This is a genomic window from Acetobacterium paludosum (genome assembly GCF_008086595.1).
GTDB classification, from domain to species: Bacteria; Bacillota; Clostridia; order Eubacteriales; family Eubacteriaceae; genus Acetobacterium; species Acetobacterium paludosum.
In genome coordinates, this window is record NZ_RXYA01000016.1 from 1 (window position 1) to 26,566 (window position 26,566).

General features: G+C 40.0%; 23 protein-coding genes and 1 pseudogene. 19 read left to right on the plus strand and 5 right to left on the minus strand.

Going from position 1 to position 26,566, the window contains the following annotated elements; translation table 11 throughout:
• The 7 genes and pseudogenes from FZC41_RS14920 to FZC41_RS14950 all read left to right on the plus strand — a co-directional run.
• On the plus strand, positions 1-626 hold a 626-nt coding region (locus tag FZC41_RS14920; protein ID WP_148568246.1), incomplete at its 5' end, for a corrinoid protein.
• A gap of 65 nt (positions 627-691) precedes the next feature.
• Positions 692-1,363, plus strand: a pseudogene (locus FZC41_RS14925) (uroporphyrinogen decarboxylase family protein); the annotation flags it as partial.
• A 284-nt stretch (positions 1,364-1,647) separates the two neighbouring features.
• Positions 1,648-2,700: an inorganic phosphate transporter gene (locus tag FZC41_RS14930; RefSeq protein ID WP_148568248.1), complete on the plus strand. Its 1,053-nt coding sequence runs from the start codon at positions 1,648-1,650 to the stop codon at positions 2,698-2,700.
• Positions 2,701-2,712: 12 nt separating this feature from the next.
• Positions 2,713-3,354: a DUF47 domain-containing protein gene (locus FZC41_RS14935; protein WP_148568249.1), complete on the plus strand. Its 642-nt coding sequence runs from the start codon at positions 2,713-2,715 to the stop codon at positions 3,352-3,354.
• 149 nt (positions 3,355-3,503) lie between these two features.
• Positions 3,504-4,403: a putative ABC transporter permease gene (locus tag FZC41_RS14940; RefSeq protein WP_148568250.1), complete on the plus strand. Its 900-nt coding sequence runs from the start codon at positions 3,504-3,506 to the stop codon at positions 4,401-4,403.
• A 155-nt stretch (positions 4,404-4,558) separates the two neighbouring features.
• On the plus strand, positions 4,559-5,167 hold the full coding sequence (locus FZC41_RS14945; RefSeq protein ID WP_148568251.1) for a hypothetical protein: 609 nt from the start codon (positions 4,559-4,561) through the stop codon (positions 5,165-5,167).
• A gap of 176 nt (positions 5,168-5,343) precedes the next feature.
• Positions 5,344-6,573 (plus strand): aminopeptidase, encoded by a 1,230-nt coding sequence (locus tag FZC41_RS14950; RefSeq protein ID WP_148568252.1) that lies wholly within the window; start codon positions 5,344-5,346, stop codon positions 6,571-6,573.
• A 79-nt stretch (positions 6,574-6,652) separates the two neighbouring features.
• Here the strand turns inward: FZC41_RS14950 and FZC41_RS14955 are convergent, their stop codons facing one another.
• A complete protein-coding gene (locus tag FZC41_RS14955; RefSeq protein ID WP_148568253.1) occupies positions 6,653-7,429 on the minus strand; it encodes an SDR family NAD(P)-dependent oxidoreductase in 777 nt (258 codons plus the stop codon).
• A 249-nt stretch (positions 7,430-7,678) separates the two neighbouring features.
• Here FZC41_RS14955 and FZC41_RS14960 point away from each other — a divergent pair, with 249 nt between their 5' ends.
• Positions 7,679-8,563 (plus strand): radical SAM protein, encoded by an 885-nt coding sequence (locus FZC41_RS14960; RefSeq protein WP_148568254.1) that lies wholly within the window; start codon positions 7,679-7,681, stop codon positions 8,561-8,563.
• Positions 8,564-8,577: 14 nt separating this feature from the next.
• Positions 8,578-9,972, plus strand: a complete 1,395-nt coding sequence (locus FZC41_RS14965) for an aldehyde dehydrogenase (RefSeq protein ID WP_148568255.1) — start codon at positions 8,578-8,580, stop codon at positions 9,970-9,972.
• Between the two features lie 225 nt (positions 9,973-10,197).
• On the opposite strand, the gene FZC41_RS14970 is transcribed toward FZC41_RS14965, so the two are convergent.
• A complete protein-coding gene (locus tag FZC41_RS14970; RefSeq protein ID WP_170254005.1) occupies positions 10,198-11,109 on the minus strand; it encodes a DHH family phosphoesterase in 912 nt (303 codons plus the stop codon).
• 508 nt (positions 11,110-11,617) lie between these two features.
• Here FZC41_RS14970 and FZC41_RS14975 point away from each other — a divergent pair.
• Positions 11,618-12,727, plus strand: coding sequence for a hypothetical protein (locus tag FZC41_RS14975; protein WP_148568256.1), 1,110 nt, complete (start codon positions 11,618-11,620; stop codon positions 12,725-12,727).
• Positions 12,728-13,055: 328 nt separating this feature from the next.
• Positions 13,056-13,745: a TMEM165/GDT1 family protein gene (locus FZC41_RS14980; protein WP_148568257.1), complete on the plus strand. Its 690-nt coding sequence runs from the start codon at positions 13,056-13,058 to the stop codon at positions 13,743-13,745.
• A gap of 81 nt (positions 13,746-13,826) precedes the next feature.
• Here FZC41_RS14980 and ybaK read toward each other — a convergent pair whose 3' ends face one another.
• On the minus strand, positions 13,827-14,312 hold the full coding sequence (gene ybaK, locus FZC41_RS14985; protein WP_148568258.1) for a Cys-tRNA(Pro) deacylase: 486 nt from the start codon (positions 14,310-14,312) through the stop codon (positions 13,827-13,829).
• Between the two features lie 210 nt (positions 14,313-14,522).
• Between ybaK and FZC41_RS14990 the strand changes: the two genes are divergently transcribed.
• Positions 14,523-14,966, plus strand: a complete 444-nt coding sequence (locus FZC41_RS14990; RefSeq protein WP_148568259.1) for a universal stress protein — start codon at positions 14,523-14,525, stop codon at positions 14,964-14,966.
• Between the two features lie 154 nt (positions 14,967-15,120).
• Here FZC41_RS14990 and FZC41_RS14995 read toward each other — a convergent pair whose 3' ends face one another.
• Positions 15,121-15,309, minus strand: a complete 189-nt coding sequence (locus tag FZC41_RS14995) for a ferredoxin (RefSeq protein WP_148568260.1) — start codon at positions 15,307-15,309, stop codon at positions 15,121-15,123.
• 30 nt (positions 15,310-15,339) lie between these two features.
• Positions 15,340-15,879: a rubrerythrin gene (rbr, locus tag FZC41_RS15000; protein WP_148568261.1), complete on the minus strand. Its 540-nt coding sequence runs from the start codon at positions 15,877-15,879 to the stop codon at positions 15,340-15,342.
• 384 nt (positions 15,880-16,263) lie between these two features.
• Between rbr and FZC41_RS17370 the strand changes: the two genes are divergently transcribed.
• The 7 genes from FZC41_RS17370 (at position 16,264) to FZC41_RS15030 (ending at position 25,719) form a co-directional block, all read left to right on the plus strand.
• Complete coding sequence (locus FZC41_RS17370; protein WP_170254007.1) at positions 16,264-16,410, plus strand: hypothetical protein; 147 nt, start codon at positions 16,264-16,266, stop codon at positions 16,408-16,410.
• Positions 16,407-16,922 (plus strand): VanZ family protein, encoded by a 516-nt coding sequence (locus FZC41_RS15005; RefSeq protein WP_243136736.1) that lies wholly within the window; start codon positions 16,407-16,409, stop codon positions 16,920-16,922. Before FZC41_RS17370 ends, FZC41_RS15005 begins: the two co-directional genes overlap by 4 nt.
• A gap of 436 nt (positions 16,923-17,358) precedes the next feature.
• The gene (locus FZC41_RS15010) at positions 17,359-18,297 is read left to right on the plus strand and encodes a GBS Bsp-like repeat-containing protein (protein ID WP_148568262.1); all 939 of its coding nucleotides are present in this window, start codon (positions 17,359-17,361) and stop codon (positions 18,295-18,297) included.
• Positions 18,298-18,529: 232 nt separating this feature from the next.
• Positions 18,530-22,618: a PEP/pyruvate-binding domain-containing protein gene (locus FZC41_RS15015; protein ID WP_148568263.1), complete on the plus strand. Its 4,089-nt coding sequence runs from the start codon at positions 18,530-18,532 to the stop codon at positions 22,616-22,618.
• 198 nt (positions 22,619-22,816) lie between these two features.
• Positions 22,817-23,518, plus strand: coding sequence for a thymidylate synthase (locus tag FZC41_RS15020; protein ID WP_186855161.1), 702 nt, complete (start codon positions 22,817-22,819; stop codon positions 23,516-23,518).
• Between the two features lie 230 nt (positions 23,519-23,748).
• Complete coding sequence (locus FZC41_RS15025) at positions 23,749-24,669, plus strand: cation diffusion facilitator family transporter (RefSeq protein WP_148568265.1); 921 nt, start codon at positions 23,749-23,751, stop codon at positions 24,667-24,669.
• A 300-nt stretch (positions 24,670-24,969) separates the two neighbouring features.
• Positions 24,970-25,719 carry a DUF4391 domain-containing protein gene (locus FZC41_RS15030; protein WP_148568266.1) on the plus strand — a complete coding sequence of 250 codons (750 nt, stop codon included), beginning with the start codon at positions 24,970-24,972 and terminating at the stop codon, positions 25,717-25,719.
• The last annotated feature ends 847 nt before the right edge of the window (positions 25,720-26,566 follow it).

Below are 26,566 nucleotides of genomic sequence, written 5' to 3' on the forward strand. Positions count from 1 at the left end.
TGTCGAAAATTGAAGATGTAAAAGCACTGGTGGAAGCCGGTAAATCAAAGAAAATTGCTGCAGCGGTACAAGAAGCACTAGATGCCGGAGATAAAGCGCAGGATATCCTGGATGCCATGGTTGCATCGATGAGTGTCGTCGGAGATAAGTTCTCAGCCGGAGAAATCTTCGTACCGGAAATGCTGATTGCCGCCAAATCAATGTCCAAAGGGGTTGAAGTACTGAAACCCGTGATGGCCGGTGATACCTCAAACTCATTGGGAACCTGCATCATGGGCACCGTTGCCGGAGATCTGCATGATATCGGTAAAAACCTGGTTGTGATGATGCTGGAAAGCGCTGGTTTTGACATGGTTGATTTAGGAGTCGACGTAGCGGCTGAAAAATTTGTACAGGCAGTCAAAGATAATGACAATGTTGTCCTGGTAGCCTGTTCAGGTCTGTTGACCACCACTATGCCGGCTCTTAAAGAAGCGGTACAAACTGTTAAAGCTGCCTTCCCTGACATGAAAGTCATTGTTGGCGGCGCACCGGTCACCCCGGAATACGCAGCTGAAATTGGTGCCGATGGCTATGCGCCTGATGCCGGCAGTGCTGCTGTGAAAGCAAAAGAATTAGTCGCTTAATAAATATTTTAAGAAACCATTGTTTATAAAAGTCAAATTACATTATCGTAAAAAAATACAGTAAAGAGGCAGTTGATCGCAATGAAAAATTTGTAACGACCTTTTTTGCACCCGGTCTTTTTGAAATGATGCATCATCTGATGGGTATGAAAGACGCTTTGATGAATTTTTATGAAGAACCCGAAGCAATGCATGAACTCATTGATTACATCGTTGACTATGAACTGGAATTTGCAAAAACCGTGATCGATAAAATACATCCCGATGCGCTTTTCCATCATGATGACTGGGGCAGTCAAATATCCACTTTCCTGGCGCCGAAAATGTTTGAAGAATTTTTCCTTCCAGGTTATAAGAAACTATACGGTTTCTACAAAGCCAATGGCGTCGAACTGATCATTCATCACAGTGATTCCTTCGCGGCTACTCTCGTTCCTGATATGATCGAAATGGGTATGGATATCTGGCAGGGCGTAATGAATACCAACAAAATCCCAGAGCTGATTGCGGAATATGGCGGAAAAATTTCTTTCATGGGAGGCCTTCACAGCGGAGAAATCGATTTCCCGGAATGGACACCTGAAATCTGTGCTGAATATGTTGAAAAAGCTTGTAAAACGAACGGCAAAAAATACTATATTCCATGTTTAACTTCTGGATTGCCAATGAGTTCATTCCCCGGTGTTTATGAAGAAGTGACAAGTCAGATTGACAAAATGAGCAGGGAATTGTTCTAATGAAAGTATTTCTCTCCAAGTGCTACTAAATAAATTGCTCTATTTCGGCATGAATCCGATCAGGATTTAAAGCCGAAATAGAGTTTTTTTGTCCGTAATCTCAAATTTTTTAAAAAAAATAGAATTAGTGCTGATTAAATTTAAAAAAAATAAAGGTTCTATTAAGGTAGTTTATATAGTAAAATGGAAATGGCAAAAAACTATAACAAAAAGTGTGCCGATTGAAATTGAGTCAAAGAATTGATTTTTGATGTGCATAGAAAATAGGGGTAGATAAAAAGAATATGACAATATCTTTATCGGAATTTATCAATAGCATTATTAGTAATCCGGCGCTATTGGTTATTGTAGTGTTAACCCTTGGGGTCATTCTAGTAAATGGTTGGACTGATGCCCCAAATGCCATTGCCACTTGTGTGTCGACAAGATCCATGGCTCCCAGAAAAGCCATCATGATGGCGGCGGTTTTTAATTTCCTAGGTGTTTTTGTAATGACTTCCATCAGCGCGTCGGTTGCCCAAACGATTGCAAATATGGTTGATTTCAGCGGAGATTCTGGGGATGCGACCATCGCCTTGTGTGCGGCCCTCTTTGCAATTGTAATATGGGCCACCGCCGCCTGGTATTTTGGAATTCCAACGAGTGAAAGTCACGCCTTGATAGCCGGAATATCCGGGGCGGCGATTGCGCTGCAAGGCGGCATCGGTGGTATCAATGGTGGAGAATGGATCAAGGTTATTTACGGATTGGTCACTTCTACCGTTTTGGGCTTTGTTTTTGGTTTTTTGGTTGTGAAAATTGTGTCGAGAATCTGTAAAAACATGTCCCGGCAAAAGACGACCGTTTTTTTTAAAAAAGGCCAGGTTGGCGCAGGAGCCGCGATGGCATTTATGCACGGAGCACAGGATGGCCAGAAGTTCATGGGAATTTTCATGCTGGGGATTTTCCTGGCTCAGGGTAATGCTGATGCATCAAATTTTGTCATTCCCGTTTGGATGATGGTCTTATGTTCCGTGGTGATGGCCTTAGGTACATCCATAGGAGGTATGAAAATCATCAAAACAGTTGGAATGGATATGGTGAAGCTGGAACCTTTTCAGGGATTCAGTGCGGACATGGCGGCTGCAAGCTGTTTATTATTATCTTCTATCTGGGGGTTGCCTGTCAGTACAACGCATACAAAAACTACTGCCATTATGGGAGTTGGAGCCGCGAAACGGTTTTCCTCGGTAAACTGGTCGACTGTAAATGAGATGATTTTAGCCTGGATACTGACATTCCCGGGATGTGGATTAGTTGGCTTTATAATGGCCTGGGTTTTTATGAAAATTTTCTAAGAAGGAGTCATAATGGCAAAAAAGGGTAAAACAAAAGGGTATAACTATTACAAGGAATTTATGGTTGTTTCTAATTTGATTGTGAAAGCATCAAATATGTTGAATGAAATTCTTCATGATCATGATCTTAAGAATACCGACAAAAAGTTGGCAAAATTGCATGAAATCGAACGCAGTGCAGATGAGCAGAAACATGAGATGATGAATTACTTGTTCAGTGATTTCCTTCCTCCGATTGAACGGGAAGATATAATTGATTTGGCAAGTGCACTGGATACAGTCATCGATATGATAGAAGATATTTTGAGATACATCGATATGTTTCAAGTACCGAAGATTACATCGGAGATGCTGGAATTCATGGAGATAATTGAAAAATCTGCTTTGAAGATGCATGACGCAGTAAAAGATTTAAAAAATTTCAAGAAACCAAAAGCGCTTCAGGAAGCAATTATTGAAATTAATCGTTATGAAAATCTTGGCGATGAATTGTATTTAGAATCAGTTAAAAAACTTTATATCGAAAAAAATGATTCCCTAAATCCCCTTGATACCGTGGCATTGATAAGGATTTATGATTATTTTGAGAAAAGTTGCGATTCTTTTGAAGAAGCGGCAGAAATTATCTCAAGAATTATCTTGAAGAATTCCTAGTCGCAACGAAAAACAAGGGTGAATTGGAGATGTTTCTCCTGTTACCAGTATCGTGATAGCGGAGACAGGTGGCATTTTTCACTTGTCTTTTTGTGTGTCAAGGCTGGTAAGTTTATCCTAATTAAATTATGAATGGAGTCAAAAAAGAAATGACTATTACCGTGCTATTGTACTTTTTTATTTATGCTTTTCTAGGTTGGTGTTGTGAAGTATGCTTTGCCGCTTTGAAGGAAGGCAAATTTGTCAACAGAGGATTTTTAAACGGACCATTATGTCCGATTTATGGTTTTGGAGTTCTGGCAGTTGTGTTTTTATTACAACCGTTTAAAGAGAATTTCTTCGTGTTGTTTTTAGGTTCAGTACTTATTACCAGCATAATTGAACTAGTTGCCGGATTTGTTCTTGAAAAGATGTTTCATCAAAAATGGTGGGACTATGCCGACAAACCGTTTAATATTGGGGGATATGTATGTCCGTTGTTTTCATTAATGTGGGGAGTTGCATGTTTGGTGGTTGTGGATCGTATCCACCCGCTCATAGCAAAAGTAGTTAATTTTATACCTGAAATAATAGCAATTATTCTTTTGGCAGTCATTATCATCTTATTTGCAAGTGACTTAATTGCAACCGTTAAAATAATACTTAAATTAAATAAAAAATTAGAACGAATCGATGAACTATCAGCGATTATTAAAAAGACATCAAATGAAATAGGCGAGAATCTGGCCACAAAAACCATTGATTTAGTTAATAAAAAAGATGCGATTGAAGATAAAATAGACAAAAAGAAAAAGCTGCTTGAGGAAGACTGGGCGACTCAGAAAGAAGCAAGAAGAGAAGTTTCGGAACACCATGAACCAGGAGTTGGTGATATAAAACAAGCCTACAGAGAGCTTTTAGAAGCCAGCCCTTTTGGACAAAAGCGATTGCTGCGGGCATTCCCAGCGCTGAAATCCACCCAGCATAAAGAAGCTCTGGAAAAAATTAAAGCAGACAAGCTAAAAAATACTGAGTCAGTAGATATTATAGAGGTTGAAAGTACAAACTGAGGAATTAATGATGGAGTACTTGGCAGTTTTGTAATTTCTTATTATGAAATTACTTGAATATTTATATAATTGTGATATACTTTTTAAAATAGCTTTATTGATCGTTTGAATAGTATTTATAAAAATGTAAATATTTTTTAGGAAGGTGATTTAATATGGAAGTACTCAGTATGGACGTTGCAAAACTTCAAGGAAATACAGCGACGGTTACAAAAAAAGTTCAAGAGACAACAATAAAATCAGATGCTGAAAGCATCGGTGGTCAAGGCTCTGCTCAGGAAGCAAACAGTTATTACAAATATGACTCGATAGAACTTAGTCAGGATTATCTGGAATACAAGACGAAAAGTGAGAATAGTTCAGTAGAAAGCGATACGAATCTCCAAAATGCCGCATCACCACAGGGAAAACCAGCTGAGATACCATCACAGACGAGCGCGGAGACAACATCAACTGCTGTTGGTGGTGACGTCAGTGTTTCACAGGAGACGGTGTCCAGTGACAGTGCATCCACAAGTGCTTCATCTGATGATCTATCATCTTATTCCGATTCCGAATTAAAAAGTTTAAAAGATGCTGGGAGAATAACAGTTGCACAGTATGATTCGGAAATAGCCAGCAGGAAGATCAGTACTCAAACTGCAGCTGCTCAAACCGTAGTTTCTCAAACGAACGACACCCAAAAGCAGACACCTCAAATGCAGAATACCCAGACCCAGAGCAATCAAACCAAAAGCACAGTTGCAAACCCCAGTATTTTGTAGTAATCAAGTATAAATCAAGTATATATAATATAAAATATCCGGATCACCCCTTTGGAATACGCCATCAGGGGTGATTTTTGCAGTTGTTCATTAGTTTTAAAGCAGAATGGCGGATAATTGGGACTTAATATGTTATAATTTAGGACAAAATTAATGATTAAGAAAAGGAACTTATAATGAATCATATTGAAAAATTACAGGAATATGCAAGACTGATTGTTCGGACCGGGGCTAATGTTCAGAAGAAACAGTATGTGGTTTTAAGCTGTGGCGTTGAGAATGTTTCCTTTGGTCGGATGGTCGTTGAAGAAGCCTATAAGGTTGGAGCAAAAGATGTCATCGTTTTCTGGAACGATGTCAAAACAAGCAGGACCCGATTTGACTATGCAGCTATGGAAGTTCTGGAAGACATTCCAGAATGGCGGGCAGAGTCGAAAAACTACTATGCCAGAGAGAAAGCCGCCTTTATAGCGGTGACTGGGAGTGATCCGGAAGCTTATCTTGGCGTGGATAGCGAAAAACTGAAAGTAAGTTCTCGGGCATCCGACGAGGCTTTTAAAACTTATTACAAGATGATGATGAACAGTGAAATACAATGGTGTGTTGCTGCCGTACCGGAAGCAAAATGGGCGATGAAGGTCTTTCCTGAATTATCCGAAGAAGCTGCCATGGAAAATCTTTGGGATGCCATCTTTGCTTCAGTCAGAATCGGTAGGGAAGACGCGGTCAAGGCATGGGCAAGACACAATACCTTTCTGAATGAAAAATGCAGGATACTGAATGACCACCATTTTGAAAAACTCCATTATAAAAACAGTCTCGGTACGGATTTTACCGTTGGCCTACAGCAAGACCATATCTGGGAAGGTGGCGGAGAATTTACCCCGGAGCAGGTCTGTTTTTTTGCAAATATGCCCACCGAAGAAATTTTCACCACGCCGGACTGCAACTTCGCGGAAGGAACCGTGGTGGCGGCAATGCCGCTCAGTCATCAGGGCAACCTCATTGAGAAATTCAGCATAACCTTCCATAAAGGAAAGGTATCTGATTTTAAAGCCGAAAAAGGATACGATATCTTAAAGATGATTATTGAGATGGATGAAGGCTCAGATCGACTGGGTGAAGTGGCGCTGGTGCCTTATGATTCACCAATTTCCAATACGGGAATTCTTTTCTATGAGACTTTATTTGATGAAAATGCAGCCTGTCATTTTGCTTTGGGAGAATGCTATCCCACCACTGTCAAAGGCGGCGGAAATATGAGCAGCGAAGCATTGAAGAAAGTGGGGGCCAACCAGTCAATGACACATGTCGATTTTATGATTGGAACGAAAGATCTGGAGATCATCGGAAACACAAAAGACGGTCGTGAAATCTGTATTTTCAAAAACGGCAATTGGGCTTGAATGTGAAGTTGACAGCATTTAGCCCAGTCAATTCTTTTATATAATTGACTGGGCCGAAAGCATAAATGGTGGGGAAATGTTATACGATCGAAGTACCGCCATCAATAATAATATGCTGTGAAGTAATATATGAAGAAGCATCTGAGGATAGAAAAATGATGGCTCCATTACATTCCCCGCGGTTACCGGGTCTTCCAGCAGGTGAATTATGATTGTACATCTTTAAAAATGCCTCTGATTTGAATAACGTATCCACCGTCATTTCGGATTCAAATAGTCCCGGTCCCACGGAATTTACCGTGATGCCATTTTGCATGTATGTTGCCGCCATCGCCATGGTAAGGCCTCTTACCGCTGCTTTGGTGGTATTATATGAATGACGGACTAATGCTAGCTCTTTATCTGCAATAATGGCATTGACCGAAGCGGTGTTTACAATCTTACCGTAGTTCTTATCCTTCATATGCGGTATAACGTACTTGCACATATTAACGATACCCATAACATTGGTATCAAAGGCTTTCTGCCATTCAGCAGCCGACATGGATTCAACGGTCCCATGAAGTGCTACGCCGGCATTATTCAAAAGGATATCGAGGTGTCCGAAAGTTTGAAAGACTTCTGCAACGGCTGATTTTGTGCTTTCTTCTTTGGTTACATCACATTGAACGGCAAGTACTTTATGACCGAAATTAGTGATTAGTTCTTGAGCTAATTCTTCTAAACGGTCTTTTCTGCGGGCCAAGATGGCCACATCAGCGCCGGCTTCGGCATAAGCCCTTGCCGCATCAGCACCCAATCCGCCTGAGGCGCCAGTGACAATGGCTACTTTTCCAGTCAAATCAAATAAATTCATATTACCACTCCTTTAAATTTAATATTGAGCATTATCTTATCAGCATTCGTCAAAGGTGTCAACGTTTTCACGAAAAATGCTTATATTTAATATTTTAAATAAGTTATCATTTACGTGATCAGCAGACATTTGGAAATTAATGATAAAGTCAGATCAGGGTAATTGTTAATTATTGCTTTAGCTAACTTTAGAAATGAATATATCATCGCGTTTTCACATTAAATAAAAATATTAAGTTGAGGATAAATTATGAAATGTTATTTATGTCCGCGAAACTGCGGGGCTGACCGTGATAACGGGGAAATTGGTTTCTGCGGAGAGACAAATGCAATCGTGGCCGCTCGGGCGGCGCTCCATTTGTGGGAAGAACCCTGTATTTCCGGGGAAGCCGGTTCCGGGGCGGTGTTCTTTTCCGGATGCAATCTGCGCTGTGTATTCTGCCAGAATGTTCATATCGCAAGGGCAAAGATCGGTAAGAAGATACCGGTGGAGAGGCTGGCAGCGATTTTCATGGAGCTAGAGGCAAAGGGCGCGTTAAATATCAACCTTGTAACGCCCACCCATTATGTCCTGCAGATCATTGAAGCACTGGAACTTGCGAAAGACCAGGGCCTTGATCTTCCTGTGATTTACAATACCGCCAGTTATGAAAAAGTTGAGACCTTAAAGTTGTTGGAAGGCAAAGTGAATATTTTTCTACCGGATTTTAAATATTTGGATCCTGATCTCAGCAGAAAATATTCCAAGGCTATTGATTATCCAGAGACTGCCAAAGCAGCGTTGAAGGAAATGGTTCGTCAAATAGGAAAACCGGTATTTGATGAAGACGGCATAATGAAAAAGGGGGTCATTGTTAGACATCTCATGCTTCCGGGTGGTCTGGAAGATTCGAAGAAGATCATTAAATATCTTCACGAAAGATACGGAAATTTAATTTATATCAGCATCATGAATCAGTTTACGCCACTGCCTCATGTGAAAAAATTCCCAGAACTGGACCGGAAAATCAGTTCAGCAGAATATGATGAACTGCTAGATTATGCGATTGCTCTGGGGGTAGAAAATGCCTTCATTCAAGAGGGTGGCACCGCAGAAGAAAGCTTTATTCCGAAGTTTGATAACGAAGGCGTTTAAATAGGGAGGTTAGTATGAAAGAAATGACAGATGCAGAAGTGACGGGATTATTGGAGGTACATCATGAATATTTTGATTCTCAGGTCACGAAAAATGTAGCGTTTAGAATTGACCAATTAAAGAAATTAAAAGTAGGAATGTTGAAGTATGAACAAGCGATGATGGATGCCTTAAAATCGGATTTAGGCAAGCATCCGGTCGAATCCTACGCGACCGAAATAGGATTTGTTTATCGCAGTATTACGGATACCATTAGGCATATTAAAAAATGGGCAAAACCGGTACGGGTAAAAACGCCGATATTTTTGATGCCTTCACGCAGTCATACACTATATGAGCCGTACGGAACAGTTTTAATTATGGGCCCCTATAATTATCCATTACAACTGATGCTTGAACCGTTAGTGGGGGTGATAGCAGCGGGAAATTGTGCAGTACTGAAACCATCGGAAATAGCGCCACAGGTGTCCAGAGTCGTGGCAGAAATGATTGATAATACTTTTGATAGAAATTACATTAGCTGTATTGAAGGCACCGTTGAAACAAATACGCTTTTGATTAATGCGAAATTCGATTATATATTCTTTACCGGCAGCGCCGGGGTAGGAAGAATTGTTAAGGAGGCGGCTGCTAAAAATCTGGTTCCGTCAACTTTGGAATTGGGTGGAAAAAGTCCTGTTATAGTAGATGAGAGCGCTAACATTAAAGAGACGGCCAGAAGAATTATGTGGGGGAAAACACTAAATGCCGGACAAACCTGTGTGGCACCGGATTACGTTTTGGTGCATGATTCTGTGAAAAATGAATTAATCTGTGAAATGAAAAATTGTTTACAGTTATATTATGGCAATGATATTAAATATAATAATTCATATGGAAGAATCATTAATGAGAGTCATTTTGACCGGATTACGACGATGATGGAAAAAGATAAAGCGGGAATTGTATTTGGCGGAAAAAGTGATCGAAGTGAAAAATTCATTGAACCAACATTAATCGAAATTTCTTCGTGGAATGCCGCAACGATGAAAGAAGAAATATTCGGACCAGTGCTTCCATTGATAGCTTATGAAGATTTAGACAGCGCCATACAGAATATTAAGAAGTTGCCAAAACCCTTGGCACTTTATTTATTCACGACAAGAATGAATGTTGAAAGAAAAGTAATCAGTGAAATTTCATCAGGTGGGGTATGCATCAATGATGTAATATCGCATGTGGCCAATTCCAATTTACCCTTTGGCGGGGTTGGAAATGCCGGAATGGGATCTTATCATGGAAAACAAAGTTTTATTACCTTTTCACATTGCAAGAGTATTTTAAAGAAACCACATAATATTAATAACACATTAGCCTATCCATCTTATACGGAAAAAAAAATGACGATTATTAAAAAGTTTTTAAAATAAATTCATCAACAGGAGAGTATTAATTTATATAAAAGAACCTATCAAAAATGAAGGAGAAATAGCGCAAATCCGAAAAAATAATTTTGTGAATGTTTATCTATTAGATATAAGGGTACTAAGAATTTTGTAATGGATAATTGTGTGATTTCAGAAACAAGAGCGTTTAATCAGCACAATAAAACTCGTCTGGCAGGTAACCTCCAATCACCTGCCGGACGAATTTTTTTACGTAGTTTTCAAGACATCGATAATTGCTTTAATGGTTAAATTGGCATCATCGTAGGGGACCTGACAGGTTCCTACCATTTGATGACCGCCGCCGCCGTATTTGAGCATAAGCTTGCCGATGTCTTCGTTACAGGTCCGATTGAGGATGCTGTAGCCGCAGGCGATGGAAACATTCTGCTTTTGTTTGCCATCCACAATCCAAAGAGAAACATTTTGCTCGGGGTAAAGACTGTAAATCATGAATCGATTCCCCGTGTAAATAGTTTCCATGTCTCTTAAATCGCTGACGATAACGTTCGCAACGACGTGGGTATGTGCTTTAACCATATCGGAAAACAGTTTGGATTGTTCCCAATAGAGTTCCACACGTTCTTTCACATCCGGAAGTTCTAAAATCTCAGCAATGGATAAATTTCTAAAAAGATTGATGAGTTCTTCCATGAGCTGATAATTACTGATTCTGAAATTTCTAAATCGCCCCAAACCTGTTCTCGGGTCTGAGATGAATCCCAATAAAATCCAATCGGTTGGTTTTAATATTTCTTCTCTGGTGAGATTTCCGGAATCGACCTTATCAACGGAAAGAATCATGTTTTCATAATGTGGAAATCGATTTGCTCCGCCGTAATATTCATAGATAATACGTGCCGCTGAGGGTGCCAGACGGCTTTCGCCTTTGACCTCATGATTCCATCCCAGACGCTCTTTTTCAGACGAATGGTGATCAAACCACATGCCGCAGCCAGGAACATAAGGAACATTTGTCAGAACATCATTTTCAGTAGGGGTGAAGAGCCCATCCTGTAAGTCTTTTGGGTGAACAAAAATCCAGTCATCAATGATACCAGCTTCTTTTAACAACATGCCGCATATTAAACCGTCGAAATCCGAACGAGTAACTAAACGCATATAAAACCTCCTAAAAAACAAATTGTAGTTTACCTTAATTCCACGTCAAATTAAATAACCTTGGTGTGAATTGATTGACGCAGAGCTGTTAGATTTTTTCTATTATATCATTTTAAATACCGATATGCTATTATTTCATTTGTTAATATGAAAATCAATGCTTAAACCCTTTTATTACTAAAATTTGACTTGTCTGTAGGCCGATACCTTGGGAGTGAGGCGTCGCCAGAATTTGAATGATGCAATAGCTGTCTTTGCAATTATTCAGTGATGCGTATATAATTTCTTTAGCAACAGTCCAACTAAGCCCACATTTGTCGCGGACGCTTAATTAACCTTCTTTGCTGATTAATGATAGGGATAAAAACAATTATTTGTTTTCCTGGATAGAAATGGTAGAATGACAAGGATTGAAAAACAATGCTTATATTAACTAATAATGTAATCTTCATATTCATGGGATCGCAAAATTTTAGGACTGAAAATAATGCGGGAGGAAAATAAGATAGTGTCGAAAAAAAGTTTGTTTAAGAGAGATGAAAAGAAAAACTCGAAAAGTACAAAAGAAAAAGATAAGCTATCGTTAATAAAAGAAAAGTTGGCGGAAAATCCTGAAGTAGTGGAAATGATTCAGGAGGAAAATGACGAAAAGACCGTTAAAACCAAATCAAAAAAAGAAAAAAAAGAAAGAAAAGAAAAAAAACCGAAAAAAGAGAAAAGTAAATTGTTGAAAATAGGCCTGCCGATTGGACTGCTGGTTTTAATTCTGGCTGGTGCGGGGGTCTTTATACTGAAAAGCGGAATGTTTTTTGGCAGTGGAATGGCCTCAGGCAGCAAAGAAGATACTGCTGAAGAAGAAAATCAATACACCCAGGCTCAGGCCTATTATACAGAAGGAAAATATTATGACGCCAGTGCATTATTCACCTTGTTGGGAGATTATGAAGACAGCAAAGAAATGTTGGGTAAAATAAAGTTGGAAAACAGTTATCCTGGAAATGGCTCTCAAATTTCAGAGTACATCGGCAGCGACGTGATCAACGATTATATTCGGGTTAATAAAAATTATGCGGATATCAATACCGCCCTGAGCGTGACAAATACAGCGGATGCAACAGCTCAAACGGATGCAACAGCTCAAACGGATGCAACAGCTCAAACGGATGCAACAACTCAAACGGATACAGCAGCTAAAACAGATGCAGCAGCTAAAACAGATGCAAAAACCGAATACGATGAGGGTGTTATTGAGACCGTTAAAGAAAAGACGGATGAAATAATGGCGGCCGGGAATCGGGTTCAATGTCTGAATTTAGGCAGTTCAAATATCATGAATGACGTTAATCAGGTCCTGAAAAAATCCGCGGATTACAGTAATCAGGCGGCTTGGAAAATTCAGGAAGGTGTGAAAAACGGAACTTATCAACCAGATGGAACCAGTCAAGAATCTCAAGAAGTGAAAACCCTGCTTGACAGTATGAATAGTCAGAACGATATTTTTCTTAAGCAGGTGGATGAGACGATCAGTGGCAAGTTGACTGACATGCTGAGCTATTCTGAAGCAGGCGCTTGTATGAAAAAATATTCGGAGTCCTTTACACTTTTTTATAGTAAATAATTAGATTTTGTATTGTCAGTGTAAAAATTATGTGGTAGTATTAAAAGCGTTGTATAATAAAATATAAATTTAATGTTAAGAGGGAGTAGCTGCCCATATACGGTGATAAAGTCAACATACTGACCTTTGGGTCTGGCTTTATCGTGGTGGATTTCAGTACTGATTTCTGTCAAGTGAGACTTTTAACACAGTGGTTTATCAGATCGATCAAAACCTCTTTTAGTATAATTTTTATACTGAAAAGACAGAGGTTCTGATTGATCTGATCATGCTGTTGTGTTGAAGGTCTTTTTTATTTATATTTTAAAATTTAGAAGGAGGTCAATAAATGTCAGAATTTATTAAGGCCCTACTGCTTGTGGTAGTGGCTGAAATGGGGGATAAGACCCAGTTGCTCGCGATGGCCATGGCCGGCAAGTATAAAGTTGCACAGGTCATGCTGGGAGTACTGATAGCGACAATTCTAAACCATGCCCTGGCGGTGTTGGCAGGCACTTATTTAAGCTCGGTTATTCCCATGCAAACAGTAGAAATTGTTGCAGCAATCGCATTCCTTGCCTTTGGAATTTGGACTTTGCGCGGTGATAAAATTGATGAAGACGGTGAAAAAAAGCATCGATTCGGACCGGTTGTCACGGTGGCAATTGCATTTTTTATTGCAGAGATGGGGGACAAAACCCAGCTGATGACAATAACAATCGCAGCTGAAAGTACCCAACCACTTTTCATCCTAATGGGAACAACAACCGGTATGCTCATTGCTGATGGGATTGGGATACTGGGCGGGGCGTGGCTGGCCAAACATATACCTGATATCTATATAAAATGGATGGCAGGAATCATATTTATGTTCTTTGGAACACTTACCCTCTTCAAGACGCTTCCAGCATTGTTCATCAGTCCGATATATATTATTCCATTTTTTGTAGTGCTGGGAATATTAATCTATATTTTCGGCGTTAAACTCGCCTATCATGATAAACCGATTTCATCAGAATCAGGGGATCAATCTAAATAAAAGACAAAGTTTAATATTTTTACTTAGAAAGACTTGCCGTCATTGTAAGTCTTTCTTTTTTTAAAAAGTTCTGGATAATAGCTATTTCATGATAATATCTCCGTAAACAGCATTTGCAGCTTTGCACAAATCGTCAGGGGCTAGTCTTAATTGTAAACCGATTTTGCCTCCGCTTATATAAATTTTATCCAGTCCTTTTGCTGTATCACTGATAATCGTTTTAAATTGTCTTTTCATACCGATAGAAGTGCATCCTCCGCGAACATATCCGGTCACGTCATGTAAATCTTTAACGTGAATCATAGCGATTGATTTTTCACAAACAGATTTTGCTCCTTTCTTCATATCCAACTCTGTAGCAATAGGAATAACAAATACAAAATATTCTTGGCTTTTCCCCACGGTGACTAACGTTTTGTACACTAATTCATGTGGCAGATTCAACTGGTCGGCAGTCTTTAGCCCATCTACAAACGCTTCACTTTCATAGGATTGGGATTGATATTGAATATTTAATTTGTCTAAAATGCGCATCGCATTCGTTTTAATTTCTTTTTGTTTTGACATAGCGACCTCTTTTTTTAATTTCATCACCGGCAATTGCAAGGGTGATCCGAGCTTCTGATTTCTTATAAATGATCAATATTATTTTATTATAACGATAATCATTCAAAAAAACAAATTGACTATTGAATTTTGCCATAATAAAGAGTAGGGTCTGAGGTTATTTTCTACTCATATGGGTATATAAAAAAAATAAAGCTAGGAGGAATACCAATGAAAAAAATACTTGTACCGGTAGATGGTTCTGAAATTTCCTTAAAAGCAGCTGCTCAAGCTGTTAGACTGGCAGAGAAATTTAGCAGTGAGGTAACGTTTCTTACGGTTGTACAAATCGATTTGCCTTATTATGAAACCGCAGCAATTCCCCCGAATTATGCAAAGATGCAGGATGAACTCCAGATGGCGGCTTCCAAAGAGTCCGAAAAAATATTGAATGCACTTGTCAAAGGGTACAAAGACACGGGCGTGGTTTTGAATAAAAAAGTTTTAATCGGTACTGTTGATGTTGAAATAGAGGAATATGCCAGGACGGGAGGATTTGATTTGATCGTGATGGGCAGAAGAGGATTCAGTCCGGTCAAACGTTTCTTTGTCGGTTCAACGACTAAAAAAGTGCTTGCATCAGCTCCCTGTTCCGTGCTGATTGTAAAAGAATAAGTGAGACATTTAATGACAAGTACCCTCATATCATGAAAAAGATATGAGGGTACTTGTTATTAATATAATTAGATTATTTTTTGCTTAGAAATGGTTTTGCTCGTTCGGTAATTGTTCCAATAGCTTTTCCATGGGGCTCCCGTAACAACCGTTGTTATTCTTCAAGAGAAATAGCTGAAACCGGACAGCTGTCCTGAGCTTCAACTGCGCTGCTTTTTAGTGAATCATCAACCTCGGCATAAACTTCCGCAAGATCATCATCACCCATACGGAATACTTCCGGACAGGCTTCTGTGCACAAGCCGCAGCCGATGCATTCGGAACGATCAATTATAGCTTTCATATGAAACACTCCCATCGTATTTAATCTATTTTAGTAGTTTTGAACTTCTATTTGAAAATAAGCTTTTGGATGTTTGCAAATTGGGCAGATTTCAGGTGCTTTCTTGCCAATATAAATATGACCGCAATTTGAACATTTCCAGATAGTATCGCCATCATTAGAAAAAACAAGTCCGTTTTCAACTTTGTTTAGTAATTGAAGATATCGTTCTTCATGTTTTTTTTCAATTTTGGCAACACCTTCAAAAAGACGTGCCAGATCATCAAAACCTTCTTCCTTTGCATCTTTTGCGAAACCTTCATACATGCTTGTCCATTCAAAATTTTCACCAGTCGCGGCATCTTTCAAGTTCGTAGCGGTGTCGGCAATGCCATTATGTAAAAGCTTGAACCAAATTTTCGCATGTTCCTCTTCGTTTTTGGCAGTTTCAGAAAATAAGGCGGCAATTTGTTCGTACCCATCTTTCTTTGCCTGACCGGCATAATACGTGTACTTGTTTCTGGCCTGGCTTTCCCCGGCAAAGGCAGTCATAAGATTAGCTTCTGATTTTGTTCCTTTTAAATCTTTCATGTGGATCTCCTTTTCTTGAACCAAAAATATTTTTATATGTTTTATTAACTCAATTGTACATATTTGTACAAGATTGTTCAATTTAAACCATTAAGTAATACGAATACAATCACTCTGTTCACTTAAAATTTAGAAGTTCATTAATTATAGCTACCCTTTTATTGAAAAAATAAGCATCAGACAGATAAGTGATATTCAGTTTTATATTATAACGGTTATAAATTAAACCTAGTTTAGCACAAATAATGGAACCCGTCAATAGCATTGTCCAGGTGAAGATGCGGTCATTGCATCATTGCTTTATGAAAAAAGTAACCTTTCAATTTGTCTTCTTTCTTCCAATGTGTTACTATTTTGTAAAGTGTAATAAAGAGGGGTAAATCAATGAAAATATGGACTCGGGAAAGAAGCAACACTGGAATTTATCATGTAATATCAAAAGCAATTGAGGCCAGAAATATATTTTTAAATGATCAGGATAATGAAGTCTTCGTTGAAAATACGAGCGTGAAGTTTGAAGTGATATTATGATGACCCACCGGGAAGACGGACGAAAAGTCACCAGAAACATAGTGGTCGCATGGATTTTAGTTATTATCTGGATGGGCCTGATCTTTTATTTTTCCAATCAACCGGCTGATCAGTCGGATGAGTTGAGTAGTTGTATTGCAAAGTTGACCATCGGTTCTTTGGGATTCAATGTGGATATTGGCTATCTTGATTTTTATATTAGAAAAAGTGCCCACTTTTGCATCTATTTAATTCTTGCAGTACTGACTTTAGTTGCATTAAAGCAAAGCAATGTTTCAAAAGCCGAAGTTAAGGCCTTTATAATATGTGTGCTTTATGCCTGCAGTGATGAAGCCCATCAGTTATTTATTCTTGGCCGTTCGGGACAGGTAAGAGATGTTTTCATCGATAGTACCGGTGTGGCATTGGGTCTCCTGCTGTATATTTTATTACATGAGCTTATGATGAGGAGAAAAGCGCGAATGGCAAAAAAAACGGAACTTTCAGAGTGGCCATCAAATAAGGGTGATTAATAATCACTCTTTATTTTTTTAGTCTCAGTGCTTTTGGCTTGTTTTCCTTCTCCTGATTTTCGAAAAAAACCTGATTCACTGCTGAATCAGGTTTTCGTCAACTGTTCAGTTCAGCTAAGCAGTACATTAATAATGGTGAGCTGAATTTCTTAAATAAAGATTAATTGTTGAGTCCATTCGATTCTTTCCATTTTTATGGAAGGAGCTTTTTTATACGAAAAATCGTTGCTGTTATAGCATTTTGAAATTTGGAAACGGTCTCATAAAACTTATGAATTAATTAATTTAGATGGATATAAGAATCAAAAACTTGCAAATTAAATTGATCCATTGTAAAATTCATATTGCTGTTTTGTAAACAAATCTCGACAATTATGATGTATTTAAGTTGCAAATATCTTTGTAACATCATCATATATGGGCAGCAGGAGGTTAAATGAAGAAACGTTTTTTTAAAAACGCATGTTTTAGTATTGCGTTCATTTTATTTTTAGGTCTGTTGCCGGGAGCGGTAATGGCTGAAGAAAATGACTCAAATAATTCCGCGGTTACAACTACTGTTGGAGCAGCGCAAGTATTGCCGGCTTTATACTCGGCACGAATGACGGCGCCAGGGACAGATAATCCTTGCTTCTATGCAGATAATGCTTATTATCAAGGCGGCTATGGCATGCCGAACTGCACTGCTTACGCCTGGGGACGGGCCTATGAAATTCTGGGAACCAAACCCAATTTGGACACTGGAAATGCCAATCAATGGTGGGATTACAATTTAAGTAATAGATGTTATCCTTGCGGATCAACTCCCAAATTGGGTGCCATCATTTGTTGGGGCGGTGGATCATCCGGACATGTGGCTGTTGTTGAGTCCATTGTCGATAATGTGGTGACACTTTCTGAGTCAACCTGGAGCGGCATATTATTCCGCACCTATTCCTATAGCATCGGTGCTGAGGATGCAACCTCCGTCGGAGGTTTTCAGGGATATATTTACATCGGAGATTATGTGGATGCATCATCCGATATAACACCACCGGTGTTATCTGATGTTCAGGTAACAGAAGCTGATGAAAATGGCTTTACGGTAAGCTGCGCGGTATCGGATGTGGGAACCGGCGTTGATAAGGTAATGTTTCCAGTCTGGACGGATAAAGATGGTCAGGACGATCTAGTATGGTATCCGGGAACCATCAGCGGCAATACGGCCAGCTGTCGGGTCTTGTATGCAGATCACAATGGTGAAGCCGGCGATTATACCATTCATGTTTACGCTTATGATAAGGCCGGCTTAAGCACCACCGCAGCAGTTTCAATGCTGGCAGACAATGGAAAAAGCACTGAAACGTTTAAAAGCATCGGCGATATTAAGGTATAAGAATTTCCTTTGAAGGTTGGAGTAAATTGAATTTTGTCTAGAAGCAGCATCAGAAAAGTGCCATCATTGAATGATAAAGGAAGCATATCATTCGATGATGGCACTGAATTATTTACAGTCTCATCTAAATTAAAGACGCGTTTTTCTTTATTCATTTGATCACACGATTATGATATACTGATCATAGGTAAAGCCAACGTTTACCCAATCTATTTTTTAGGGGGATAATAAAATGGCTAACGTGTTTTCTTCCAAGGCTTTAGAAGCCAATCTTACCCAGACCCGTGAAACCATCACCGAAATTCCGGCGATACAGCAGTGGTTTGGAGAATTATCAAAATCGTACTGGGGTATTCACAAAAGGACCCAGGAATTTCTGGTGGAGTTGAATCACAAGTACCGGAATAATCAATACGTCATCGAATCGCTAAAAACCATCTGCCTTGACGATTTATGGCTGTATGGTGCCCTTGACGAGTCGGAGCAGGCGCTCGGCGTATTGGCTGAGATCATCAGGTCTGTTTTACATTCTAAACTGGAGGACAGCCAGAGAGTCCTTCTTATTCAGGTTCTGATTCGGTTTATGGACCGGCTGACAAATCTTGACGACTTCCCCAAAACTATTATTCATCAGTGTGTTGACGTCCTGCAAGAGGACCGGGTTCATCATCAGCTTTTATATGTAAAAAATTCCGATTACTTCAAAATTTACCTCAATAAAGTCGCAGAGCAGCCGGAATTCGCTCCGGTTTTACAGGAAATCACATCCAGCTTATTAGAACAGTGCATTGATTACTGGGAGCGCACCTCTTTAGCGGAAGAGTGGTTTGATTCGAAACAACCGCTTTTTCATAACATGAATGGGCAGAAAATCAAGGGCATCGGTCATCCGTTTTTTGACCGCCTTCGGGAAGAAAAAAATCAGGCAACCGATTGGAGCGGTATTCAGAAACTGATGTTTTACAATGATATCGCCAATTATTTCCGTAGCTTTTCGGAAAAATTTTCTTCCAATCTGGAAACCATTTACTATCTTTATTACCTTCTGCATTTGCCGGGGATGGCGACCCTCAATGACCATCTCATCTATGATATTAATCGTAATTTGAGAAATATATTTGATGAGCTGGATTCCGAAGAGATCACTGATTTTCTCACGACCATTATGGTGGAGTTCCAGGAACTCAGAGAAGATCATGGGGGCACTTTACTGGATTGCATGCTAACCCTGGGCAAAGAGATTATTGCCACTGGCGATACGGCCAACATTGAATATTTCACAAAATCTTTGATCAAGCTGGGTTTTAACTACCCGGGAAAGCTTAGTCTGAACAATGACTGGCAGATTCTAATCAATTCAAATCATGTCAAAAATATCCGGGTTTGGCTGGAGTTAATTGAACAAGACCCCAAGGCCATGCGGGAGCTGCTGGCTGCCCTGATCATGAACCTCAAACTGGGCGGGATTTTTATTTCAGATACTGATCTCTTCCAACGGGATATTACCAAGCTGCTCAATTCGGACATCGAACCCGTTTACCGGGAAATCAAGCAGCTGGCGAGAATCTTTCCCGTTTATTTTCGGGAAATCGGAGCCGAGGGAGAGCTACGGGAAGTGACAACGGCCATTGATGAAGCTTCAAAGCGAAAAGACCGGCTCATCCACTTTATGCGCAAGCAGATTCATATCGAAAGCAACAATACCCATATTGAGCTGTCAAAAAAGATCATCACCTACTGGTATGACGGGAATAAAGAACCCTTGCAGGACATCATTCCAGATGAGATTTATATCAATTTGGAGCAACAGAGCAAGTGGTTTCAAAAGCCCCATGAAACGCTGATTCGGCTCTGCCGGGAAGTTGCGTCCAGTCCCGAGGAGCTGATGAATCTGGATATTGAGGCGATCAAAAAAGCTCTGAACAAATTACCGTCCGACGCAAATCTGGATGTGACAAGAGTGTTGGATCTCTTTCAGGTCTATTTTCTGCTGCTGGAGAAATATTCCTTTGAATTCGAGGATGTTCTGGCCATGCTGAAAAACTACAGCCTGCATATCACCGGAGACCTGACAAAATTAAAGAAAAGTCTTAAGCACAACCAAAAGGAGGAGGCCATTCACCAGATTTACAATCTCATGAACCATCTGAAGGAAATTATCTTGGACCCCAACGAAAGTGAAGCATTTGAAAATATTTATTACAAAAGGCATATTGCGGTTGATATCCCTTCTATGTATGGTGCCTATATGGAGCCAAAATTTGATGCTCTGGGTCTCATGTACCGGCTTGAAAGAACCGTGGCAAAGCTCATGACGCAGGTCACCCAGCCCTTTAATTCCGAATACATTACCGCCAAGACCTTCCGGCAGATTTATCATATCCTGGTCCTGTTCAAGGATGGTCTGGAGCTTGATGGCATTTACAACCAGGGCTTCAACTCCCATCTGGATATGCTGAAATTTGGTCTGGCCTCGCCGAGTTTTTCCATCGACCAGTATATTAATATTTTTCAGTTTATGGCAAACGATATCAAACAGATTATCAGCGAGTATTTCTTCGATCTTTTTGAAAGGCCCATGAAGGTGATTATTCCCCAGGTTCTGGCTACAAAGGAGGTCAAATTTGAAGGCGACAGCCGAAAATTCTACCATATGGAATCTGAGAAATTCTTGCGGGACAATCTGTCAACCGCCTTTCTGGTTCAGGATTTGGATAACTTTATCACCGACACCATCAATGGTTTGCGAAGCATGATAAAAAACTATTCCAATTCCTTCATTCAAAGCATGATGACCTATGATCCTGATATGGCGTTCAGTCTGTTAACTCAAAAGAGTGGAAAAATCAATAATCCGGTATTCCTGGGGGCGAAGGCCTATTTTCTGAAAAAGATGATCAGCTATGATTTTCCGGTTCCGCCGGGTTTTGTCATTACCACTGAGGTCTTTCGCCACAAGGATATCATCGAAGGGCATCCGGATATGATGCGGGATATGGATTTGCTTATCGAAAGCCACATTGCTTATATTGAAGAGCTGACCGGACAGCATTACGGGAAGGCCGAAAAACCACTGTTTCTTTCCGTTCGCTCGGGCTCTTCCATTTCCCTGCCGGGGGCCATGAAAACATTTTTGAACGTTGGGATGAATGATGAAATTGCCGCGGCATACAGCCGCAAAAAGGGTTTCGGATGGACCGCCTGGGACTGCTACCGTCGTTTTCTGCAAAGCTGGGGAATGGCCTATGGGATCGATCGGGACATTTTCGACCAGATCATGCAGGAGCATAAGGAACGACAGCAAGTCGATTTGAAAATTCAATTTACCGCTGATCAGATGAAGGACATAGCCTTTAATTACAAAAAAGTACTTGCCGACCATCACATTGAAATTGAACGGGATCCCTTTAAACAGCTGAAGCAGGCCATCCGTTCCGTTTTGGACTCATGGTCCTCGGAAAGCGCCGTCTATTACCGTAATCATCTGCAGATCGCCGATGATTGGGGAACCGCAGTGGTCGTTCAAAAGATGGTGCTGGGAAATCGTTCGTCCCGGTCCGGCACCGGAGTCGTCTTCACCAGCAGTCCTTTTAACGGCCGATCGGGAATCCATCTGTACGGAGATTTTGCTCTGTGCAGTCAGGGCGAGGACGTCGTTTCGGGTCTGGTCAATACGTTGCCAATTAGTGAGGCGCAGCGGAAGAAGCATGATCAGGACAGCACCCTGTCATTGGAGTCGGAATTCCCCAAGATTTATGAGGCCCTCGCGCACTATGCGAATCGACTCATTGAGGAGTATGGTTTTGTTCATCAGGAAATGGAATTTACTTTTGAATCGGAATATCCGGAAGATTTATATATTTTGCAGACCCGGAATCAGGATCTGAAAAAGCAGACGTCCTTTACGAGCTTTCTTCCTTCGCCTCATGAAATGGAACTGGTGGGCCATGGCATTGGAATGAGCAGCGAGGTTTTGTCGGGCCTGCTGGCCTTTGATATGGCAGATATGGAGGGCTTGAAAAGGAATTATCCAGATGCGAAAATCATTCTGATCAGACCGGATACGGTACCGGATGATATTCCCCTGATTTTTGTCTGCGACGGCCTCATCACGGCCAAAGGTGGGGTGACCTCCCACGCCGCCGTGGCAGCAGCCAGCATCGGAAAGATCTGTATCGTCAAATGCAGAGGTCTTGAAGTGAATGATTCCCAGAAGGAATGCCTCATCAATGGCCATCGATTCAAGTCGGGAGACCCTATTTCCATCGACGGCGGCCTCGGCAACATCTACAAAGGCAACTATGAGATCGGCGAACTCTGAAAATTTAAAAGCCCCAAGGGCAACTTGTCTAAACTTTGATAAATATGTTATCATTAATGAAAAGCAATATTAACCAAGAAAGGAATTTAGAAATTTATAAGGTGCAATATCAGTAGGCGGCATATTATAAAAAACTAAAGATAAATGATGATTACTTATATACACGAAAAAGAACTGCATAAAGGGATCGAGGCGGCGATGAAAGCTTTAAATAAGGCGGAGGTCGTGACCGGAAAAAATCAGGATCGGGAAGATCATTTAAAAGAAATACATCTTGTCATGGATATCGATAGTATCCAGAATGTGAAAATCACCATGGCCATGCCGGCCGGATTGGAAACCCTTGTGGACTACGTTCTGGAGATGGTTGAAGGAACAAAAGATTTTGAAAAGGATATGTATGGGTACACGTATCATGATTTATTCGCAGAAAATATTGACTTCGTTATCAATAAATTAAAAGCAGATCCGAATACCAGACAGGCAACGCTGCATGTTTCTAATCAGAAGGCTGCAAGACTGAGTGATCCGCCCTGTCTGCAATTAATACACTACACTGTTAAAAACGGTAAATTAAACACCAATGTCGTATTTAGAAGCAACGACGGTGTCAAGGCGGTTGCCATGAATGTCTTTGCATTAATTGAACTGTCAAGGTATATTGCTAAAGAAGTGGGCATTAAAGAGCTTGGGTCCTACACTCACGATGCGATCAGCTACCACGCTTACAGCCGGGACTGGGTGGCGCTGGAAGGATACTGTAAAATGTTTGATCAGAAAGACTGCACCATTGATTATGCGGATTATCGGGAAGTGTTTGACGAGTATGCAGCTGAAAGCAGAGAAAAATGTAAAAAATTACAGAAAGTGCAAGAAGAAAAAAGAAGGCAGGCGTGTTGACAACTGCAAAATAATATGCTAAAATTTGAAAATTACATATAAAAATACAAGCATGTAGAATTTAAATTTCAATATGCTGGGCCTTTATTGGCAGCGGGTGATATCCTGTGGGACTTCAATCACAATTGATGGTTCCACAGGATATTTTTCGTCGGAAGTTGCTGCAATGCCCGGAAACAAAAAAGAAACATACAGGTCCTGTTTCAGGTGATTTTAGGAGGAAAAGTTTTATGTCTACATCAAATCGAAAAACAAAAGTTGCTTTATTGTCCATTTGTTCAAACACCGTGCTGATTATTTTGAAAATAATGGCCGGCCTACTGAGTGGTTCCGTCAGTATTATTTCGGAGGCGATCCATTCTTCAATGGATCTTGTCGCCTCACTTGTCGCTTTTACAGCAGTTCGTAAATCCTCAAAACCAGCAGACCGGGATCATCCTTACGGCCATGGTAAAATTGAAAACCTGTCCGGCATTGTGGAAGGTATATTGATCTTTATTGCGGCTGGGCTGATTGTGTTTGAAGCGGTGAAAAAAATGTTTGAACCGATTGAAATTGAACAGGCGTGGGTTGCCATCGCCGTGATGACGGTCGCTGCCCTGGTTAATTTCTTCGTTTCAAAAACAATATACAAAGTAGCCAAAGAAGAAGATTCCATGGCACTCGAAGCGGACGCACTTCATCTGAAAACCGATGTGTATACATCTTTGGGAGTCGGTATTGGCATTCTGCTCATTAAACTCACCGATTTTATGATACTGGATTCAATTGTGGCTATTTTAGTGGCGCTGCTGATTGTCAAGGAAGCCTGGAGTCTATGTTATAATGCGCTAGAGTATCTCATGGATATCCGGCTTTCAGATGAAGAAGAGCAGGAAATAAAAGGTGTGATTGAGAAGGTTAAAGATAAGAATGCACAGCAATTGATCGATTATCATAAGCTGAAGACAAGAAAGTCGGGAAATGTCAGACACATCGATTTTCATATCACCGTTGATCCGAGCCTTACCGTGAAGGAAGCCCATGATATTGTCGGCTGTTTGAAAAAGGAATTGTGTGATGCCTTGAAAAACACCCGCGTGAGTGTTCATATCGATCCGTATAATGGTCAGGAAAATAATGATGAATTGGACGATCATGAGACCATTTAGAATAAGAAATAGTTGTTTACTCATCTCAAAATGATTGAGACAAGTTCTAGAGAAACTGTGTAAAAAAAGACTTGTGAGAAAAACGTAAAAAAAGCAACGTACCCATCCGGGGGATGTTGCTTTTTTACGTTTCCCTCATAGACCTGAGACCAGAGTTTTAAAGACCGCCGTTTCCATCTGGAAACAGGAGGAAATTTAAAAATACTAAAAACAGCTAAGCTTTTGGAAGGCGCAGTCGATTATCATAATAGCAGAGATCGCAGTGAAAAATCAACAAAATAGGAATGTGAAGGTGATGATATGATCAATTTGCCAAACAGCACCAAGGTTTGTAAACAAATGCCAAAAGAAATGTTTTATAAATACTTGAACTTTTCCGAGTCATTAAAAAAGTTATTTATTGGCGAAATTGAAGGCATCATCTGGATGAATCAGATTTCTCTCGAGACGATGATCATCAGCCCGGGAGAAGCGGTCACGGAAATAGCTGTCTATGAGATCAGTCTAAATCGACAGGAAATTAATCCAAATCTGTTGAAAATTCTGAACCGAGAAATCGATCAACATGCCATCTTTATCGTCCGGTACGAAGAATGGGGAAAAATTTTGTGCTGCGGGAAAGAAACCGAAAATGATTTTAAGGTCGATACCTGTTTCCAGACCAGCTGGATGCTCCATGAGGATTTAATTCTGGAAATCCAGGGATTCGATCTGGATCAGGTTTATGAAAACTTTCTGATGCAGATCACCGGTGAAAAAATACCGATTGAAAATGAGGCCAAAGCGAAAGTCAGCCATGAAAAAGAAGAAAAACTGAAAAAAATGGCAGCGGCCATCAGAAAAATTGAAGCGCAGATGAATAGTGAAACATTGTTCGTCCGACAGTTAAAACTCATGAATGATCTGAAAATTGCAAAAGAAGAAATACAGGTGTACAGAATATCAAAGCAGGTACCGGTGGAAAGTTTTCAGCCGGAAACAATGGATTTGACTCTGAACACTATTGAAACGATCCATCTCATTTTGCCGAATGTGGTCATGAAACTATAAGCTAAGCATGCAAAAGCCGGAGAATATATAATATCTGGTTAAATTATGTGATGGCTGTTTTATATAGGGCGGGAGTGATTTTAATGCTCTGTAAAGCATTTTATTGAGTGATGAAAAACCATTTTACAAAGCTGCATATTTTAATATACGAATTTAATACAAACGTTTACAATTTATCTATTTACTTCCCGGGAAAAGGTGCTATAATGAAATCATATCAAAGATCAACTCAAACCTTTTCTGAATTGAATGATTACGGTCATTTAAAAGTGAACAATCGCTTAACGCACCAATAGAATTAAAGAAGTGACCCGAGGTTGAAGAAGAAAATTTGACCATGATGAAGTGATTTAATTTTAAAGGATAGGGCAGATTTGAATTAAAAAACAGATCACTCCGAAATGAGAAAAGGGAAGAAGTCTTGCTAGAGAATTAAATGACAGATATTGAAAGATCATTTATTAAGTCGAAAGAAAATCTCTCACGGTTTATAAAAACCTCTTCTGATTGAAAAAAATTGGAAACGAGAAATAGGCTCAGATCAACGATGATAACTAAAATAGCTTAAGATAGTTTTCAAGTGCGTGACAGAATCCTGATTTAAAAAGTAGAATGACCCGAAAAGTAAGTGGTATTTGCATTGGAAAGTGAAAAAGAAGGTTTTTGATAAAATCAAAAGAAGGAGTCCAAACGGATGCCAACTGAGATTAACGGCTAGGCCGGTTCTGCAGGTAAAAATGTGGAATCGGCTCTAGTCTTTTTTGGGGTTGGTCTATAGAACCTCTTAAAGTTAAACAGGACAGCAATTATTATTAATTAACGCAAACCATTGACGAAACTAAACGGA

Excerpts from the sequence above, each read along its gene's own strand:
- FZC41_RS14955 (WP_148568253.1), bottom strand. The coding sequence starts at position 7,429 with ATGAATTTATTTGATTTGACTGGAAAAGTAGCCATTGTCACTGGCGCC.
- FZC41_RS14930 (WP_148568248.1), top strand. The coding sequence starts at position 1,648 with ATGACAATATCTTTATCGGAATTTATCAATAGCATTATTAGTAATCCG.
- FZC41_RS14960 (WP_148568254.1), top strand. The coding sequence starts at position 7,679 with ATGAAATGTTATTTATGTCCGCGAAACTGCGGGGCTGACCGTGATAAC.
- FZC41_RS14945 (WP_148568251.1), top strand. The coding sequence starts at position 4,559 with ATGGAAGTACTCAGTATGGACGTTGCAAAACTTCAAGGAAATACAGCG.
- FZC41_RS14935 (WP_148568249.1), top strand. The coding sequence starts at position 2,713 with ATGGCAAAAAAGGGTAAAACAAAAGGGTATAACTATTACAAGGAATTT.
- FZC41_RS15015 (WP_148568263.1), top strand. The coding sequence starts at position 18,530 with ATGGCTAACGTGTTTTCTTCCAAGGCTTTAGAAGCCAATCTTACCCAG.
- FZC41_RS17370 (WP_170254007.1), top strand. The coding sequence starts at position 16,264 with ATGAAAATATGGACTCGGGAAAGAAGCAACACTGGAATTTATCATGTA.
- FZC41_RS14980 (WP_148568257.1), top strand. The coding sequence starts at position 13,056 with ATGTCAGAATTTATTAAGGCCCTACTGCTTGTGGTAGTGGCTGAAATG.
- FZC41_RS15005 (WP_243136736.1), top strand. The coding sequence starts at position 16,407 with ATGATGACCCACCGGGAAGACGGACGAAAAGTCACCAGAAACATAGTG.
- FZC41_RS15030 (WP_148568266.1), top strand. The coding sequence starts at position 24,970 with ATGATCAATTTGCCAAACAGCACCAAGGTTTGTAAACAAATGCCAAAA.
- FZC41_RS14970 (WP_170254005.1), bottom strand. The coding sequence starts at position 11,109 with ATGCGTTTAGTTACTCGTTCGGATTTCGACGGTTTAATATGCGGCATG.
- FZC41_RS15025 (WP_148568265.1), top strand. The coding sequence starts at position 23,749 with ATGTCTACATCAAATCGAAAAACAAAAGTTGCTTTATTGTCCATTTGT.
- FZC41_RS14990 (WP_148568259.1), top strand. The coding sequence starts at position 14,523 with ATGAAAAAAATACTTGTACCGGTAGATGGTTCTGAAATTTCCTTAAAA.
- rbr (WP_148568261.1), bottom strand. The coding sequence starts at position 15,879 with ATGAAAGATTTAAAAGGAACAAAATCAGAAGCTAATCTTATGACTGCC.
- FZC41_RS14940 (WP_148568250.1), top strand. The coding sequence starts at position 3,504 with ATGACTATTACCGTGCTATTGTACTTTTTTATTTATGCTTTTCTAGGT.
- FZC41_RS15020 (WP_186855161.1), top strand. The coding sequence starts at position 22,817 with ATGAAAGCTTTAAATAAGGCGGAGGTCGTGACCGGAAAAAATCAGGAT.
- FZC41_RS14965 (WP_148568255.1), top strand. The coding sequence starts at position 8,578 with ATGAAAGAAATGACAGATGCAGAAGTGACGGGATTATTGGAGGTACAT.
- FZC41_RS14995 (WP_148568260.1), bottom strand. The coding sequence starts at position 15,309 with ATGAAAGCTATAATTGATCGTTCCGAATGCATCGGCTGCGGCTTGTGC.
- ybaK (WP_148568258.1), bottom strand. The coding sequence starts at position 14,312 with ATGTCAAAACAAAAAGAAATTAAAACGAATGCGATGCGCATTTTAGAC.
- FZC41_RS14950 (WP_148568252.1), top strand. The coding sequence starts at position 5,344 with ATGAATCATATTGAAAAATTACAGGAATATGCAAGACTGATTGTTCGG.
- FZC41_RS15010 (WP_148568262.1), top strand. The coding sequence starts at position 17,359 with ATGAAGAAACGTTTTTTTAAAAACGCATGTTTTAGTATTGCGTTCATT.